Consider the following 16,143-nt stretch of genomic DNA (forward strand, 5'->3'; position numbering starts at 1 on the left):
ACACGTCAACCTAGGTGCCGGTCCCGCCGAGAGGCGGCGCCGGCACCTTTGGCGTTTAACGCCGTCGCTTAACGCCTAAAGAGCCGGTTCGTGGTTCTGGCCTTCACGGGCCAGTGCCGTCAGGCGGGAGACTGCCCGGAAGTACTTCTTCATGTAGCCGCCGGTCATCATTTCATGCGTGAACAGCTGGTCGAACGGGACGCCGCTCGCCAGGATCGGAACGTCCTTGTCGTACAGCCGGTCCGCCAGCACCACGAACCTCAGCGCCACGGCCTGTTCGGTAATGGTCTCCACGTCGCGCCAGACAACGCCGTCCACGCCGTCGATGAGTTTCCGGTAGCGGCTCGGGTGGACGCCGGCCAGGTGGGCGATCAGGGTCTTGAAGTCGTCCTCCGCAACCGTCTGGCCGTCGAACTCCGCCTTCATGTGGGCGTGAAGTTCGCTGTTCCGCAGCGGCAGCGGGGCCGCGGGCAGGCCGCGGTGCCGGAAGTCCTCGCCGTCGATCCTGATGACATCGAACTGGTCGGCCAGGACCTGGATCTCCCGCTGGAAGTCGACCGCCGCGAAGCGGCCGTCGCCCAGGGATCCGGGCAGCGTGTTGGACGTGGCAGCGAGTTTGACGCCGGCGTCGGCGAGTTCGCGCATGAGCCGGGACATCAGGACGGTGTCCCCCGGATCATCCAGCTCAAACTCATCGATGCAGACAAGCTTGTAGGAACTCAGCGCCTCAACGGTTTTCCGGAAGGACAGCGCTCCCACCAGGTTGGTGTACTCCACGAACGTGCCGAAGGCCTTGGGACCGGGCGCGGAGTGCCAGAGCGAAGCGAGGAGGTGGGTTTTTCCGACGCCGAAACCGCCGTCGAGGTAAATGCCGGCCCGCGTTGTGTCCTTCTTGGCGAAGAGCCGTTTGAAGAGTCCCGCCCCGTCGCCCGCGCCAACACCGCCGGCAAAAGCCTCCAGGGCATGGACGGCCGCCGCCTGGCTGGGCTGCGAAGGATCGGGCCGGTAGCTTGCGAAGGACACCTTCCCGAACCTTGGTGACGGGTAGAAACCTTTGAGGAGCTCATCCACCGACACCGCCGGCGTCCGGGTGGCAAGCTTTTCAATCTGTACCAAGGTGGTCCGTTCTGCTGGTGACTTGTCCCCAGACAGGATACCGGCATTGACGGCGCCGTCCCGATGCGGGGACCCAGGCCGTCCCCCGCCGTGACCAAGCACACATTTCGCCCTGTTAACGAGGGGGAGCAATCATCGCGGGCCGTGGCTAGTGTTGAAGCAGTGACCGACCGTCCCCTTCGGCGGTCCGACGTGACCGTTTCAGTGAAAGGCCATACGAATGTCCTACCCAGTTGAACAGAACGAGAAGTTCACCGCCTACGCCAACCCGGAGCGGCTCGTCTCCACGGAGTGGCTCGCCGCCGCCATCGAGGGTGGTGCCCTCAACGACGGAAAGCTCGTAGTAGTGGAGTCCGACGAGGACGTCCTGCTGTACGAGACCGGACACATCCCGGGCGCGGTCAAGGTTGACTGGCATACGGACTTGAACGACGAAGTCACCCGCGACTACGTCGACGGCAACGCTTTTGCCGCCCTGGCAGCGGCCAAGGGCATTTCCCGCGACACCACCGTGGTGATCTACGGCGACAAGTCCAACTGGTGGGCAGCATATGCCCTCTGGGTGTTTACCCTATTCGGCCACGAGGACGTCAGGCTGCTCGACGGCGGGCGGGACAAGTGGATCGCCGAAGGCCGCGAGCTGACAACCGACGTTCCCGCTCCGGCTGCGGGTGACTATCCGGTTGTGGAACGCAATGACGCACCCATCCGCGCCTTCAAGGACGACGTCCTCGCCCACCTCGGAAAGCCGCTGATCGATGTCCGCTCCCCCGAGGAATACACGGGCCAGCGCACCCACATGCCCGCATACCCCGAGGAGGGCGCCCTCCGCGGTGGACACATCCCCACGGCGGCATCGATTCCTTGGGCACGCGCGGCGGCGGAAGACGGCACCTACCGCACCCGGCCCGAGCTTGAGGCCCTCTACCTCGGTGAAGCCGGACTGACGGAAGGGGACGACGTCGTGGCCTACTGCCGCATCGGCGAACGTTCCAGCCACACGTGGTTCGCCCTGAAGTACCTGCTCGGTTTCGAGACGGTCCGCAACTACGACGGTTCCTGGACGGAATGGGGCAACGCCGTACGCGTGCCGATCGTCAAGGGCGCCGAGCGCGGATCCGTTCCGGCTGGCGCCAGGTAAGCATCCGTAAGAAAGGGCCGCTTCGGGGCAAATTTGCGTAAGCTGGAAGGGATGAGTACTTATGCACTTCCCACCGCGCTGGCGGAGATTGTCGATGACTTCCAGGCACTGACCGAGCCTGACCGGCTTCAACTGCTTCTGGAGTTTTCCCGCGCCCTGCCCGAACTGCCGGAGCGGCTCCGGGATCACCCGGAACTGCTGGAACAGGTCGTCGAGTGCCAGTCGCCGCTTTTCCTGACAATTGAGACGGAAAAGGACGACGCCGGGTCCCCCGCCGCTTTCCGGCTGTTCTTTAAGGCGCCTCCCGAGGCTCCCACCACACGGGGATTCGCGGGGGTGCTCCACGAGGGTCTCGACGGCCTCACTGCGGAGGAGATCCTGGCCGTGCCGGATGACATGCCGGAGCTGCTGGGGCTGACGCGGGCCATTACACCGTTGCGGATGCGCGGGATGACGGCGATGCTGGGGCGCATCAAGCGCAAAGTGGCCGCGTCCGCCAGGCTCCAGAGCTAAGCCGTCCGGACCTGCCAATGGCGCGCAAGAACACCTCGCAGGGAACGCCTGCCACAGCCGCACTGGCTGCGGCAGGCGTTTCCTTCGTTCTGCATCCGTACAGCCACGACCCCGCGGCCGCCAGTTACGGGCTAGAGGCTGCCGAAGTCCTGGGGATTGATCCGGCGAGGGTCTTCAAGACGCTGATGGTCGAGGTCGACGGCAGGCTCGCCGTCGGCGTCGTTCCGGTGAGCGGAAGCCTGGACCTGAAGGCCGTCGCGGCGGCCCTGGGGAGCAAAAAAGCAGCCATGGCGGACCCTGCCGCGGCTGAACGGCGGACGGGCTACGTCCTGGGCGGCATCTCGCCGCTGGGCCAGCGGCTGCCCTCCCCCACGGTGATTGATGAAAGCGCGCTGGCGCTGGCCAGCATGCTCGTTTCCGGAGGCCGCCGCGGCCGTGACATCGAGCTCGATCCCCAGGACCTGATCCGCCTCACCGGCGCCGCCACTGCCCCCATCAGCGCAACCCCGGTCAGCACGGCCAGCCCCAGGACGGCCAGCCGGCCGCGCTAATCCCGCAGGTCCCGTTCGGCTCCGGGCTGGCCGGGCTCCTGCCCCGGATTCAGCCCCTGACCCGGATTCAACCTTGGCGCGAGCTGCTGCTGCAGCCAGGCCTTGACCAGGCTCTCCCAGCGGCCCGGATCAACATTCCATTCCTTCGTGTGCCGCGCCTGCTCGAACGCCTCGAACGTGACCATCTCCGGATTCTTTTCGGCAAGGAGCGCGGAGGGCCGGTACGGGACATATTCGTCGTCCACGCTGTGAACAATGAGGGTGGGTGTCCGCAGTTCCACGGCCCTGGACACCCAGTCCATGGCCTTCAGGTCCAACGGAGCGGCCAACCCGGTCAGGCGGCGCCCCAGCCGGTGGCCCATCATCAGCTGGCCGTACCGGCCGACGACGGACGGAATCCGGTTCAGTTCGGCGTGATGGGCCAGGACATTGACCCAGTCGATGACGGGGGCGTCCAGGACCATGGCCCTGATGACCGTCCGGTGCTTCGAGAGATCCGCGGTCTGCAGGCAGATGGCACCGCCCATGGACCAGCCGAAGAGCACCACGTCCTTGGCCCCGTTAGCCAGGGCGAAGGAGATTGCGGCATCGATGTCCCGCCACTCAGTGGACCCCAGGCCGTACCTGCCGTCCGGCGCCGAGGGCGCCAGGCCGTCGTTGCGGTAGGACACCAGCAGGCTGGAGAGCCCCAGTTCGCGGGCGGCCCGGACGGCCCGGAGGCCTTCCTGCCTGGTTGCGCCCCGGCCGTGGACCATGATGGCCCACGTCTCGGCGTCGGGTTCGGCCCTGATCAGCCAGGCGGGGGCGGTTCCGCCGTCGACCTCGATGCCGACTTCTTCGGACGCCAGCCCGACGGCGGCGGGATCCGGATACGCGGCGCCGCTCCACCAGCCGCGCCGGGCCGTTGCGAGGTCTCCGCTGTAGACCGCCTCGACTTCGCGCAGCACCGTTCGCTCGGCCGGCGAGTAGGACACAATCTTGCCGATCCGGGCGTAGCCGTTTCCGCCGTCAAAGAAGAGTCCGTAGACACCATCCAGGGTGGCGTCGGGCGTGGCGGCCAGAATGACCTGCAGGCCGCGGCCCTCCCGGATGAGCGCCAGCACTTCCTGGTCCGCAGGCCGTGCCCGGGCCGGGGTAAGGACCCGCCTGGCAAAGTACAGCGCCAGGGCAGAGGAGCCGGCGCCGAGGAGTCCGGCCGCAGCCCCGCCGGCGATGGCCCCGCCAAGGGTCCATTTCGCTCTGAGTGTCATCTTGTTGTCCGGTGTGCCCGCTGCCACGGTCTGCTGGCCGGCGGCGCGTTCCACGTGTCGCTGCAGCGCTGTGCCCAGCGGGAAGGAGGAATCCATGGCACCATTCTTGCCGGACTCGGCTCCCAAGGCACATCGGGGGCCAAATGCATGCGGGCGCGGTTCCTCGGGACTAGGCTGATGGCATGAGCGATCCAATCGTCATTCTCACAGAAGAGCCGCTGGGTGCGGACGACCGCGTCAACATCGAACGCCTGGTGGATGGGGGTGATGCGCCCCTGGTAGTGCTCGTGCCTGCCAACACTGAACGGCACCTGTTGGTGGATTTCCTCGAGAACCTCTCCATGCTGGACATCGCCAAGGCCTTCCGGGAGCTAACATCGCACGCCCCGGACCCGGACAAGCAGCGGGCCGCCGCGGCGGAGACGCTGACCACGTCGCTCAGTGCCCTCGAAGGCGTGGGCGGCGGGGTCTCGGGCGAGGTGGTGGATGGCGGAGCGGTCAACGGCCTCGTGGCCAAGGTGAAGGCACTCGGTGCCGCACAGGCTGTCGTCATCACCAGGCCGCACGCAGTGGCGGACACCTTCCACACCGACTGGGCCAACAAAGCCCAGGACCGGCTGGGGCTTCCGGTGCTGCATCTGTACGCGGGCTCGGGATTTATCGGGGACTCCTGAGCGTTGACCAGGCTATGAGCACTCCAGAAAAAGCCGACAATACCAACACTGTAGGCGCCGAGAATCCGTCGGCGGTCCGGGATGACGAGGACTGGCGCAGGGAACTGACGCCCGAGGAGTACCGGGTGCTGCGCCAGGCCGGCACGGAACGCCCGTACACGGGCGAGTACTGGGACACCCACACGGCAGGCGTCTATCACTGCCGTGCCTGCGGGGCCGAGCTTTTCACCAGCAACGAGAAATTCGATTCGCACTGCGGCTGGCCGTCCTTCTGGGCGCCCCTGGCAGAGGAACGCGTACGGTACATCCACGACCGCACCCTCGGCATGGAACGCATCGAAGTTCGGTGCTCAAACTGTGATTCCCACCTGGGCCACGTCTTTGAGGGTGAGGGCTACGGCACGCCCACGGACCAGCGGTACTGCATCAACTCGATTTCGCTGAAGCTGGTCCCGGCCGAAGGCACCGCAGGGGCGGACTCCTGAGGCTTTGCGCCGCTACATCTGACGGGCTGAATGCAGGCCCTTAGCCTCACAGTTTCTTACGCTCACGCCGATTATGGATTAGGAACTCTGGCTGCTTGCTACGCTCGGCGTAGAAGCTCAGGCAACCAGAAAGGCGACGCCGAAGATGACACTGACCGCTACCACAGCACCTGCCACGATCTCAGCAGACCACCCCGAATGGCAGCGGCTGAAGGCCTCGGCCACGGCCCTGCGCGGGCTCCAGGTGCAGGACGGCTCCGTTCCGGAAAAAGCCGACCACGCTGCCGCCGCCAGCCACGTCGTTGCCATCGTCGACGCCGTCAAGGCCCTTGCCCCGGCCCTCCCGCACGATGCCCGCTACCTTGAACTGCTGGGCCGCGACTTCGGCCGCTGGACGGAGGCCGGCTTCGGCGTTCCCGACTTCCTGGACTCCCTGCTCGCCTTCCAGCCGCAGACGCACCGCGAAAACGGGCTCCAGCACCTCGTGGTATTCCCCATGTACACCCAGAACGGCAGCAGCAACAGGCTGGTGGAAGCTGTGCTGATCGAAGTTGTCTGGCCAGAATTCATCGCCGGGCTGGAACAGGGCGACTACTCGAACAAGCTCTTTGTCCCCATCCGCTTCCTTGACTTCACGCCCGGGTATGACACCAACTCCGCGGTGCTCTTTCCGGAGACGGTGGCCGTCCGCGAGACCCCCAAGTTCACGTGGGGCGCGATCTTCGCAGACCGTGAGGCTGCCCGCTTCCGCCGCGTCCTTCGTGCCGCCGCGGACATCACGGCCCTTGAACTGCCGGCCGGCGCCGCCGAACTCCTCGGGGACCAGGAGCTCACCCAGGAAACGTTCGTGATGTGGGACCTGATCCACGACCGCACCCACATGCGCGGGGACCTGCCCTTCGATCCGTTCATGATCAAGCAGCGCATGCCGTTCTTCCTGTATTCGCTGGAGGAACTGCGCTGCGACCTCACCGCCTTCCGGGAATCAGTGAAGATCGAGAAGGACGAAGAGGCCGACCCTGAAGCCCGCCGGCACGCGAAACTGGTCCAGTACGCCGTCATCTTCGACCGCATTTTCCGCTTCGCCATCACGGGCAGCCGGGTGCGCAACTACGACGGACTCGGCGGCCAGTTGCTGTTCGCCTGGCTGCACCAGCACCGGGTGCTCCACTGGACCGACAGCCGCCTCAGCATCGACTGGGAGGACGTGGCCGGCGTCGTCATTGAACTCGGCGCCCGGATTGACGAGCTGTACTGGCGTTCCATCGACCGGCCCAAGACGGCCCACTGGCTGGCCGCGTATGAGCTCATCTCGGGCACCGTCACGCCCAACCCGGCCTCCGTGTGGGCGAAGGGACCCGGGGCCCTCCCCCTCGACGGGCCGCCCCGCGGGCTCACCGACCAGGTGCTGGACGATGAGTTCCCCCTGTCCATGTTCTACGAGGCACTGGAAAAGAAGATGCGTCCAGTGATCGAGTCAACCGCCGGCATCACCGGAGCTTCGGACCCGGGCCACTCAACCACAGGTCCTGCGGCGACGCCGATGACCCCGGGATGAACGCAGGCCAGGGAGCCAACGTCCTGGTCACGGGCGGCAGCGGCCCGTCGGGAGTAGCCGTGGCCGGCGCGCTGCGGCGGGCCGGCTTCGCCGTCTTCACCGTGGGTTCGGACGAGGCGAGGATTGAGGCCGCCGCCGCCCAGGCCGGCCCCGGAGTCGTCCCGTTGGTCTGCGATCTCGCGAGCCTCCCCGAGGTCCGCGAACTTCACCGAGCCCTCGCCCGGACAGCGGGAAGGATCGACGGCGTCATCCACCTCGTCGGCGGGTGGCGCGGAGCACAGGGCATCGCCGACCAAAGCGACGAGGACTGGGACTTCCTGGAACGCAGCGCCATAACGACGCTCAGGAACGTCACCCGCGTCTTCTACGACGACCTCGCGGCATCGGATACCGGCCGCTTCGCCATGGTGACATCGACGACGGTCAGCCAGCCCGCCGCCGGCATCGCCAACTATGTAGCAGCCAAGGCGGCCGCCGAGGCCTGGACCATGGCGGTGGCGGACGGGTTCGCCCGGGACCAGAGCGGAGACACCAAACTGCACGGCACCGCCCAACTACACAGTGCCGCCGTCGTCTTGGTGGTGCAGGCCCTTGTGGACGCCGGCATGCGTAGCCGGCAGCCGGAACGCAAGTTCCCGGGCTACACCGACGTCGAGAACCTGGCGGCCGCCGTCGTCGGGCTTTTCGGCCAGCCCGCCGCGGAACTGAACGGCAAGCGGCTGCCGCTGACTCCTGACGCCACACACCAATTGCCGGAACTACCTAGACTGAAAGCGTGACCAAAGCGATGACAACCACAGTTGAAACGGCCGGCAACGGCACCATGTCCCGGCTGCACGACGCCACCGTCCGGGGATTTGCCTCCGACAACTATTCCGGCGTGCACCCGGAGGTGCTTGCTGCGCTGGCGGCCGCCAATGAGGGGCACCAGGTGTCCTACGGCGAAGACGACTACACCGCGCGGCTGCAGAAGCTCATGGAGGAGCACTTCGGCGAAGGCATCGAGTGCTTCCCCGTCTTCAACGGCACCGGCGCCAACGTGCTTTCGCTGCAGTCCCTGCTCCCCCGCTGGGGTGCGGTGATCTGCGCGTCAACGGCGCACATCAACATGGATGAGAACGGCGCCCCGGAACGCATCGGCGGCATCAAGCTGCTGCAGGTTCCCACGCCGGACGGCAAGCTGACGCCGGAGCTCATTGACCGTGAAGCGTGGGGCTGGGGCGACGAGCACCGGGCCCAGCCGCTGGCCGTCTCCATCACCCAGACCACCGAGCTGGGCACCTGCTACACGCCGGAGGAAGCGCGGGCCATCGCCGAGCACGTCCACGCCAAGGGCATGAAACTGCACATGGACGGCGCCCGGCTGGCAAACGCGGCGGCACACCTCGATGTTCCGCTGCGGGCCTTCACCCGCGATGCCGGCGTGGACATCCTGTCCTTCGGCGGCACCAAGAACGGACTGCTGTTCGGCGAGGTGGTGGTGTCGCTGAATCCGGACGCCGCCCACGGCCTGCTCTTCCTGCGGAAGATGAACATGCAGCTGGCCTCCAAGATGCGCTTCATGTCCGCGCAGTTCATCGCGCTGCTGGAGGGCGATCTTTGGTTGCGATCGGCCGCGCACGCGAACGCCATGGCCACCCGGCTGCGGTCAGCCGTGGATGCCATTGACGGCGTGGAACCCACCCAGAAGACGGAATCCAACGGCGTCTTCGCCATCCTGCCCGAGGGCGTGGCCGACAGGCTGCGACAGTCCTTCCGCTTCTACGACTGGAACGAGGCTGCCCGGGAAGTCCGTTGGATGTGCTCGTTTGATACCAGCGAGGAGGACGTTGATGCGTTCGTCGAGGCCATCAAGAGGGAACTGTCCGGCCACGCTCCGGCGTCACCGGCAGGCGCGCAGTAGCATGCGCGCGATTGCATGAGCCGGCGGCGAGCCTGCGGGCGGCGGCGGATTCTATTGCGTACCCTGCGAAGGTGAACGCACTTGCCCAGGTTCCCTCGGATTTCCTTCACGCCTTGGGAACGCTCCGGAAAGCACGATGCCGCAGTGAGTTGCGCCTGGACGAGATCCCGGCGCCCTCACGGCTGGCACCGTTCGCTGTGGCGCTCGGCGCCGAGGTGATTGTGCCCAGCGGCGGCGGCGACTACGCGGCCGTCCACGGCCCAGCGGCCATGGCGCTGGCCCGCTCTGCCGCTGCCGGTGACGACCCCGACGGCGACGAACTCGCCACCGGCAGGTTCATCCTGCTCTACGACCCCGACGGCTCGGCCGTCTGGGACGGTGAGTTCCGCATCGTAACGTACATCCGCGCCCAGCTCGATGCCGAGATGGGCAACGACGAAATGCTCGGCACGGTGGCGTGGACCTGGCTCGTGGAAGCCCTGGAGACGCACCACGCCCCCTACCGCGCAGCCGGCGGAACAGCCACCCGCGTGCTATCGGAAAGCTTCGGCACGCTGTCCGACCGGCCGGGTTCGATCGACATCGAGCTCCGTGCCTCCTGGACGCCGGCCAGTGCAGACATCCAGTCCCATCTTGAGGCCTGGTCTGACATGGTGTGCACCTTTGCCGGGCTTCCGCCGCTGCCCGACGGCGTGTCCGCACTGCCCCGCAGGCGCCGGAACTAGCGGCTCCCGCCCGTGCCGAATCAGTCCGCCGGCTTGCTGCCGGTAAACTAGGGGCATCATGACCCCTCAAAATCCGGAAAACACCACAGCCGGCGCTCCGGCTGCTGAAACCGCACCCCATATAACGGTGGAGGGCTTCGACAGCCTCGTCCCCGTTGTCATTGATCTTGATTCGCCCCGCGACGGCGTGCCGCTGGTCATCGAAACCCAGGCAGGACTGGAGCGCTGCGCGGCCGCAATTGCGGCCGGCACCGGCCCGGCGGGGGTTGATGCGGAGCGGGCATCCGGCTTCCGGTACGGCCAGCGGGCCTTCCTGGTGCAGATCCGGCGGGAGGGATCCGGAACCTGGCTCATCGATCCGGAACCGTTCGAGGACCTTCGGATTATCAACGACGCCCTCCACGGCGTCGAATGGATCCTGCACGCGGCCAGCCAGGACCTCCCCTGCCTTTCGGAGCTTGGCATGTGGCCGGAGAGGCTGTTCGACACCGAGCTCGCCGCACGGCTGGCGGGACTGCCCCGCGTGGGGCTTGCCGCCGTCATCGAGCAGTTGCTCGGATTCGGCTTGGCCAAGGAGCATTCCGCAGCCGACTGGTCCACGCGCCCCCTGCCGGAGCCCTGGCTCAGGTACGCTGCCCTCGACGTCGAGGTCCTGACGGAACTGCGCGAGGAACTCATCGAACTGCTGGAGGCGGACGGAAAGCTTGAATTCGCGGAGCAGGAGTTCGCCGCAATTCTTTCGGCCGGGCTCGCGCCGCCACGCGTCGATCCCTGGCGCAAGACGTCGGGCCTGCATCAGATCAGGGACCGCCGCCAGCTGGCCGCTGTCCGGGAAATGTGGCTCGAACGCGACGCCCTGGCCCAGAAGCGGGACGTCGCTCCGGGCAGGCTGATCCCCGATTCGTCCCTCGTGGCCGCCGCCAAGGCCATGCCGACTACGGTGCCGCAACTCCTGGGCACCAAGGGCTTCCACGGCCGGGCCGCCCAGCGCGAGGCTCCGCGCTGGCTCCGCTGCATCGCGACTGCCCGGGCACTGGAGGAACTTCCCCCGCTGCACCTCCCAACCAACGCCCCGCCGCCACCGCGGGTGTGGGCCGACCGCGACCTTGCCGCCGCGGAGAGGCTGTCCACCGCAAGGCCGCTCCTGCAGAAAAAGTCTGAGGAATTCAATCTTCCGCTGGAGAACCTGCTGACCCCGGACTTCCTGCGGCGCATCGCCTGGCGCCCTCCGACGGAAATCAAAGAGGCCGCCATTGCCGATGAACTCCGCGGGCTGGGTGCGCGGCCGTGGCAGGTCGACCTCGTGACGCCACTTATCACTGAAGCCTTCCTGAACCCGCAGCCGCTGCCACCGAAGGAAGCCAGGACGTAGACGACCGCTCCCTGCACGTGATGTTGCTTGCACGCTACGCGCCTTGCACCCTAAGTTACTGACGAGTAACATTGGGTTCACTGTCGCCCGGATCCTTCCTGACCTCGGTCAGGGTCCGGCATCAACGTCTCAATGAGGAGCAGCACGTGAGCCAACACCGAAGCAGCGGAAACCAACGCATGGTCCGCGACGTCCTCTTCGTGGACGGCGTGCGCACGCCTTTCGGCCGCGCCGGCGAGAAGGGCATCTACGCAGGAATGCGCGCTGATGACCTCGTGGTCAAGTGCATCCGCGAACTGATGCGACGCAACCCTGCGCTTCCTGCCGAACGCATCGACGAGGTGGCGGTCGCCGCAACCACACAGACCGGGGACCAGGGCCTCACCATCGGCCGGACCGCCGCCCTCCTGGCCGGCCTGCCGCGCACGGTGCCCGGCTTCGCCATCGACCGCATGTGCGCGGGCGCCATGACGGCCGTGACCACGACCGCCAGCGGCATCGGTTTCGGCGCCTACGACGTCGTGATCGCCGGCGGCGTGGAACACATGGGGAACCATCCCATGGGCGCCGGGGCTGACCCCAACCCGCGCTTCGTGTCCGAACGCCTCGTGGACCCCGCCGCGCTCAACATGGGCAACACTGCCGAAAACCTGCACGACCGCTTTCCGCACATCACCAAGGACCGCACGGACGCATACGCGGTGTCGTCCCAGAACAAGCTGGCGGCTGCCTACGGCAACGGGCAGATCCAGCCGGACCTTGTCCCTGTCGCCACCATGAAGCCGGGCCAGGGCTGGACGGTCAACACAGTGGACGAGCCGCCGCGGCCGGGCACCACCGCGGAGGATCTCGCCGCCCTTCGGACGCCGTTCCGGGCCCACGGCCGGGTGACGGCCGGCAATGCCGCGGGACTTAACGACGGCGCCACCGCCGCGCTGCTGGCGTCCTCCGACGCCGCCGCTGAACTGGGGCTGCCCGTCAAGATGCGTCTGGTCAGCTACGCCTACGCAGGCGTGGAACCCGAGGTCATGGGAATCGGGCCTGTTCCGTCAACCGAGAAAGCGCTGGCGAACGCCGGCCTGGACATCGGAGACATCGGCCTGTTCGAAATCAACGAGGCCTTCGCCGTCCAGGTCCTCAGCTTCCTGGATCATTTCGGGATTGCCGACGACGACCCCCGGGTGAACCGCTACGGCGGCGCGATAGCGGTGGGCCACCCCCTCGCTTCCTCGGGCGTCCGGCTCATGAACCAGCTGGCCCGGCAGTTCCAGGAAGATCACTCCGTGCGCTACGGCATCACGGCCATGTGCGTCGGCCTCGGCATGGGCGCCACGGTCATCTGGGAAAACCCGCACCACGCCGAATACAGCGCAGTCACCACCCCAACCGCAGTCTCCATCCCAACCGCAGGAGCCGCAGCATGAGCGCCGCAGATTTCCGCAAGCTTGCCGACCTTTTCCCGGATGAGACGGTCACCCATTCCTACGTGCAGGACATCGAACTCCCGGCCGTCGGCGGCCAGCCCAGTGCCGGCGTCTTCGCCCTGATCACGCTGGACAACGGGCTGGACCACACCAAGCCCACCACGCTGGGACCCAACACCCTCGTGGAACTCGGAACGGTGCTCGAAGGACTCCGCGGGCGGGCAGCCAGCGGCGAGATCGTCGGCGTCGGGGTGACCGGCAAGCCGCACTTCCTGGTGGCCGGCGCGGACCTGTCCGCGGTGAAGTCCCTCGACAGCCGGGAGCACGGACTGTGGATGGCGCAGCTCGGTCACGACGTCTACGCGACCCTGGCCAACCTTGGCGTTCCCAGCTTCGCCTTCATCAACGGAGTGGCCTTGGGCGGCGGGCTGGAGATTGCGCTGCAGTCCACCTACCGGACAGTCTCGGCCGCGGCGGGGGCGCTGGCCCTGCCGGAGGCCTTCATCGGGCTGGTTCCAGGCTGGGGCGGCGTCTATATCCTGCCCCGGCTGATCGGTCCGGAAAGCGCCGTCAAGGTGATGATCGAGAATCCGCTGAACAACAACCGCACGCTGTCAGGGCCTGAGGCCTACAAGCTCGGAATCGCGGATTCGATGTTCGAACCGGCAGACTTCGTGGAGCAGTCGATCGCCTGGGCCGCGGGAGTCATCTCCGGCAGCATCGCCCCGGAACGGCCCTCCGCCGTCGACCCTTCCGACCCGGAAGTGGCCGGCCGCTGGGCCGGGGCCGTGGCCGCCGGCCGCGCCTTCGTGGAATCCAAGACGTCCAACGCCTCGCCTGCACCGGCCAAGGTGCTGGGCATCATGGAGGCCAACCGGACCATGAGCCAGGCGGAGTCCGCCGCCCTGGAGTGCGAAACCCTGGCCGGACTAATGCAGACGGACGAGTTCCGTTCCACGGTCTATGCGTTCCTGGACCTGGTGCAGAAGAGGTCCAAGCGCCCCGCCGGCGCCCCTGACCGCAAACTCGCCCGGCCGGTGACCAAGGTGGGCGTGGTGGGCGCCGGACTGATGGCCAGCCAGTTGGCCCTGCTCTTCGCCCGCCAGCTTAAAGTTCCGGTGGTCATGACGGACATCGACCAGGCCCGCGTGGACAAGGGCGTGGATTACGTCCATGCGGAGGTGGACAAGCTGCTCAGCAGGGGGCGCCTCAGCCAGGATGCAGCGAACCGGACGAAGGCCCTCGTGACGGGATCCGTCTCCAAGGAGCCGTTCGCGGATGCCGACTTCGTGATCGAGGCGGTGTTCGAGGAACTCAACGTCAAGAAGCAGGTTTTCGCCGAACTCGAAGCCATCGTCTCCCCCGACTGCATCCTCGCGACCAACACATCATCGCTGTCCGTGACAGCCATGGCCGAAGGCCTGCGGAACCCGGAACGGCTGGTGGGATTCCACTTCTTCAACCCGGTGGCCGTCATGCCGCTGCTGGAAATCGTGCGCGCGCCAAAGACGGACGATGCCGTGGTGGCCACCGCTTTCGAACTGGCCAGGGGACTGAAAAAGACCGCGGTCCTGGTCAGGGACGCCCCGGCGTTCGTGGTCAACCGGATTCTCCTGCGGCTCATGGGCGAGGTCACCGCCGCGTTCGACGAGGGCACGCCGGCCGACGTTGCGGACAACGCCCTGCGGCCGATGGGCCTGCCGATGACTCCGTTCGACCTGGGCGCGATGGTGGGGCTTCCCGTGGCCCAGCATGTCCAGGAATCGCTGCATGCCGCGTTCGGCGACCGCTTCAGGGTTTCGCAGAACCTGCAGAAACTGATCGACAACGGGGTGCGGTCGCTGTGGACTCCGACCGAGGACGGCGGCAAGGAAATTCCGGCGTCCACGCTGGCCCTGATGTCCTTCGGAACTTCGCCGTCAACCGGGGAAGAGGTCCTTCGCCGGACGCAGGACGCCCTGGCCGAGGAAATCGCCCTGATGCTCGACGAGGGCGTGGTGGCCGGGCCGGAGGACATCGACCTCTGCATGATCCTCGGAGCTGGCTGGCCCATGTTCCTCGGCGGCATCACCCCGTACCTGGACCGCACGGGGGCATCCGAGCGCGTCACGGGCAAGAGGTTCCTTGACCCGGGCGTGGCATCCCGGGCATAGATTCTGCTGCAGACGCACTGCCAGGCGGTGCCGGTCCCGTCACCCGTAAAGTGATGGGTTCGGCACCGTCTGTGACATTGCCAACGCTGCCCGGGCATCAGCGACACGTCGGCAGGGGCCATGCGTCGCCACAAGCTCGCGCGGGCTGCGGAAGTGTCGAATATATGCGTCGTCTCTAGACGGCGCCAAGTGCCGCTTCGAGAACTTTGGCGTAGCCGAGGTAGATCGTCCTCCGATGATGCGGAAGCCGTCGACAAGATGCTCTGCACCACCTTGAAGCTAGCGGGTTCGTTTTGGTCCGAATGGATTTGCCGGACTGATCTTTGCTGTTCAGTGCCCGAGGCAGTGGCGGGAACTGCTCCGGATCGGGCAACCCAAAAGCGTATTGGAGCTTTGCCCAGTGGAAAAGCCTCTCGGCTCACATGCGTAGTCGACGTAAGAAGGGGCGTAAGGCAGTCGGGCCTCTTCAGCTATTTGCCGGTCTTGTTCGTCGAACTGATCTAACTGCTGGGGCGTCGTCATTCGGCCATATTAGCCGCCGCCCATGACAGGGAAAGCCCCAGTCGGCGGGCCGTCGGGGGGGTCGGCCGAGAGCCTCTCGATCTCTTCCTGCCCAAGGCACCGCCTACGGGTCCGCCGCGCATTGTTGCCGATACTTAGGCTGCCCGGGCATCTTTGAGGTGCGCGCGTTTGAGTGACTTGGCGTGATGCAGGAGTTGGCGTTTGCGCCGGCGGCTCGTGGGCCGCGCGGTGTTCTGCAGGGCAGCACTAGCCAACGCAGCTTCGGTGAGCCGTGTGGCGGCCCGTGAGGTATCACGGAGTGGTGTGCCGGGTAGTGGGGGTGCAGTTGAGTGGTAGCTGTGGCCGGTGGGGGTCTGGATTTTGAGGGTGTGCCTAAGCCTGCCGGTTTCGCCGGGCCGTGGATCGCCGGGTCCGGGGCGTGGTTCTGCCCGCCAGCCGGGTGCTTCTTTGGTGTGGTTGCAGGCTTCGCAGAGTCCGGCGCCGTTGCCGTGGCTGGTGGTTCCGCCGCGGTGCCAGGGGACGATGTGGTCGTGGTGCCGGATCGGGGCGTCGCAGTAGGGGGTGCGGCAGGTGTGGTCGCGGACCTGGATGAAGCGGCGCAGCCCGGGCGGGAAGAGCCTGGCGCGGGAATCCATCGCGGTGAGTTCCCCGGTGCCCGGTGCGGTGTACAGCCGCCGCAGCCAGACATCCACGGCAGCATTCCCCGTAGCAGCGTCCGCGATGTGTGCGGCTTCCGCAGCGGCGGTTCCGGCCCCT

The 16,143-nt window shown here is 66.8% G+C and carries 15 protein-coding genes; 12 read left to right on the top strand and 3 right to left on the bottom strand.

Annotation, left to right across the window (positions count from 1 at the left end; genetic code table 11):
* Window positions 1–75: 75 nt before the first annotated feature.
* The gene (gene zapE / locus J7I89_RS18670; RefSeq protein ID WP_214973350.1) at window positions 76–1,116 is read right to left on the bottom strand and encodes a cell division protein ZapE; all 1,041 of its coding nucleotides are present in this window, start codon (window positions 1,114–1,116) and stop codon (window positions 76–78) included.
* 220 nt (window positions 1,117–1,336) lie between these two features.
* On the opposite strand from zapE, the gene J7I89_RS18675 reads away from it, so the two are divergent.
* The 3 genes from J7I89_RS18675 to ybaK are packed head-to-tail and all read left to right on the top strand — an operon-like array spanning window position 1,337 to window position 3,321.
* Entirely contained in the window at window positions 1,337–2,257 is a 921-nt protein-coding gene (locus J7I89_RS18675; protein ID WP_214973351.1) for a sulfurtransferase, read from the top strand.
* Between the two features lie 51 nt (window positions 2,258–2,308).
* Window positions 2,309–2,770, top strand: coding sequence for a SufE family protein (locus tag J7I89_RS18680; protein ID WP_214973352.1), 462 nt, complete (start codon window positions 2,309–2,311; stop codon window positions 2,768–2,770).
* Window positions 2,771–2,787: 17 nt separating this feature from the next.
* Entirely contained in the window at window positions 2,788–3,321 is a 534-nt protein-coding gene (ybaK, locus tag J7I89_RS18685; RefSeq protein ID WP_214973353.1) for a Cys-tRNA(Pro) deacylase, read from the top strand.
* Here the strand turns inward: ybaK and J7I89_RS18690 are convergent.
* Window positions 3,318–4,571, bottom strand: coding sequence for a S9 family peptidase (locus J7I89_RS18690; protein ID WP_251045552.1), 1,254 nt, complete (start codon window positions 4,569–4,571; stop codon window positions 3,318–3,320). The two genes, ybaK and J7I89_RS18690, sit on opposite strands and share 4 nt — an antisense overlap.
* A 182-nt stretch (window positions 4,572–4,753) precedes the next feature.
* Between J7I89_RS18690 and J7I89_RS18695 the strand changes: the two genes are divergently transcribed.
* The 9 genes from J7I89_RS18695 (at window position 4,754) to J7I89_RS18735 (ending at window position 14,865) form a co-directional block, all read left to right on the top strand.
* Window positions 4,754–5,245 (top strand): hypothetical protein, encoded by a 492-nt coding sequence (locus tag J7I89_RS18695; RefSeq protein ID WP_214973357.1) that lies wholly within the window; start codon window positions 4,754–4,756, stop codon window positions 5,243–5,245.
* Between the two features lie 14 nt (window positions 5,246–5,259).
* On the top strand, window positions 5,260–5,730 hold the full coding sequence (gene msrB, locus J7I89_RS18700) for a peptide-methionine (R)-S-oxide reductase MsrB (protein WP_214973359.1): 471 nt from the start codon (window positions 5,260–5,262) through the stop codon (window positions 5,728–5,730).
* A gap of 145 nt (window positions 5,731–5,875) precedes the next feature.
* Entirely contained in the window at window positions 5,876–7,288 is a 1,413-nt protein-coding gene (locus J7I89_RS18705) for a DUF6421 family protein (protein WP_214973360.1), read from the top strand.
* Window positions 7,285–8,067 (top strand): SDR family oxidoreductase, encoded by a 783-nt coding sequence (locus J7I89_RS18710; protein WP_214973361.1) that lies wholly within the window; start codon window positions 7,285–7,287, stop codon window positions 8,065–8,067. Before J7I89_RS18705 ends, J7I89_RS18710 begins: the two co-directional genes overlap by 4 nt.
* An 8-nt stretch (window positions 8,068–8,075) precedes the next feature.
* Window positions 8,076–9,191: a low specificity L-threonine aldolase gene (locus tag J7I89_RS18715; protein WP_214973379.1), complete on the top strand. Its 1,116-nt coding sequence runs from the start codon at window positions 8,076–8,078 to the stop codon at window positions 9,189–9,191.
* 71 nt (window positions 9,192–9,262) lie between these two features.
* Window positions 9,263–9,916, top strand: a complete 654-nt coding sequence (locus J7I89_RS18720; RefSeq protein ID WP_214973362.1) for a DUF3000 domain-containing protein — start codon at window positions 9,263–9,265, stop codon at window positions 9,914–9,916.
* A gap of 58 nt (window positions 9,917–9,974) precedes the next feature.
* Window positions 9,975–11,288, top strand: a complete 1,314-nt coding sequence (locus J7I89_RS18725) for an HRDC domain-containing protein (protein ID WP_214973367.1) — start codon at window positions 9,975–9,977, stop codon at window positions 11,286–11,288.
* Between the two features lie 179 nt (window positions 11,289–11,467).
* Window positions 11,468–12,712, top strand: a complete 1,245-nt coding sequence (locus tag J7I89_RS18730; protein WP_251045554.1) for an acetyl-CoA C-acyltransferase — start codon at window positions 11,468–11,470, stop codon at window positions 12,710–12,712.
* Entirely contained in the window at window positions 12,709–14,865 is a 2,157-nt protein-coding gene (locus J7I89_RS18735; RefSeq protein ID WP_214973370.1) for a 3-hydroxyacyl-CoA dehydrogenase NAD-binding domain-containing protein, read from the top strand. Before J7I89_RS18730 ends, J7I89_RS18735 begins: the two co-directional genes overlap by 4 nt.
* A gap of 656 nt (window positions 14,866–15,521) precedes the next feature.
* On the opposite strand, the gene J7I89_RS18740 is transcribed toward J7I89_RS18735, so the two are convergent.
* The coding region (locus tag J7I89_RS18740) for an HNH endonuclease (RefSeq protein ID WP_214973371.1) at window positions 15,522–16,143 on the bottom strand (622 nt) is incomplete at its 5' end.

This window comes from Arthrobacter sp. ISL-5 (assembly GCF_018613835.1).
Taxonomy (GTDB): domain Bacteria; phylum Actinomycetota; class Actinomycetes; order Actinomycetales; family Micrococcaceae; genus Arthrobacter.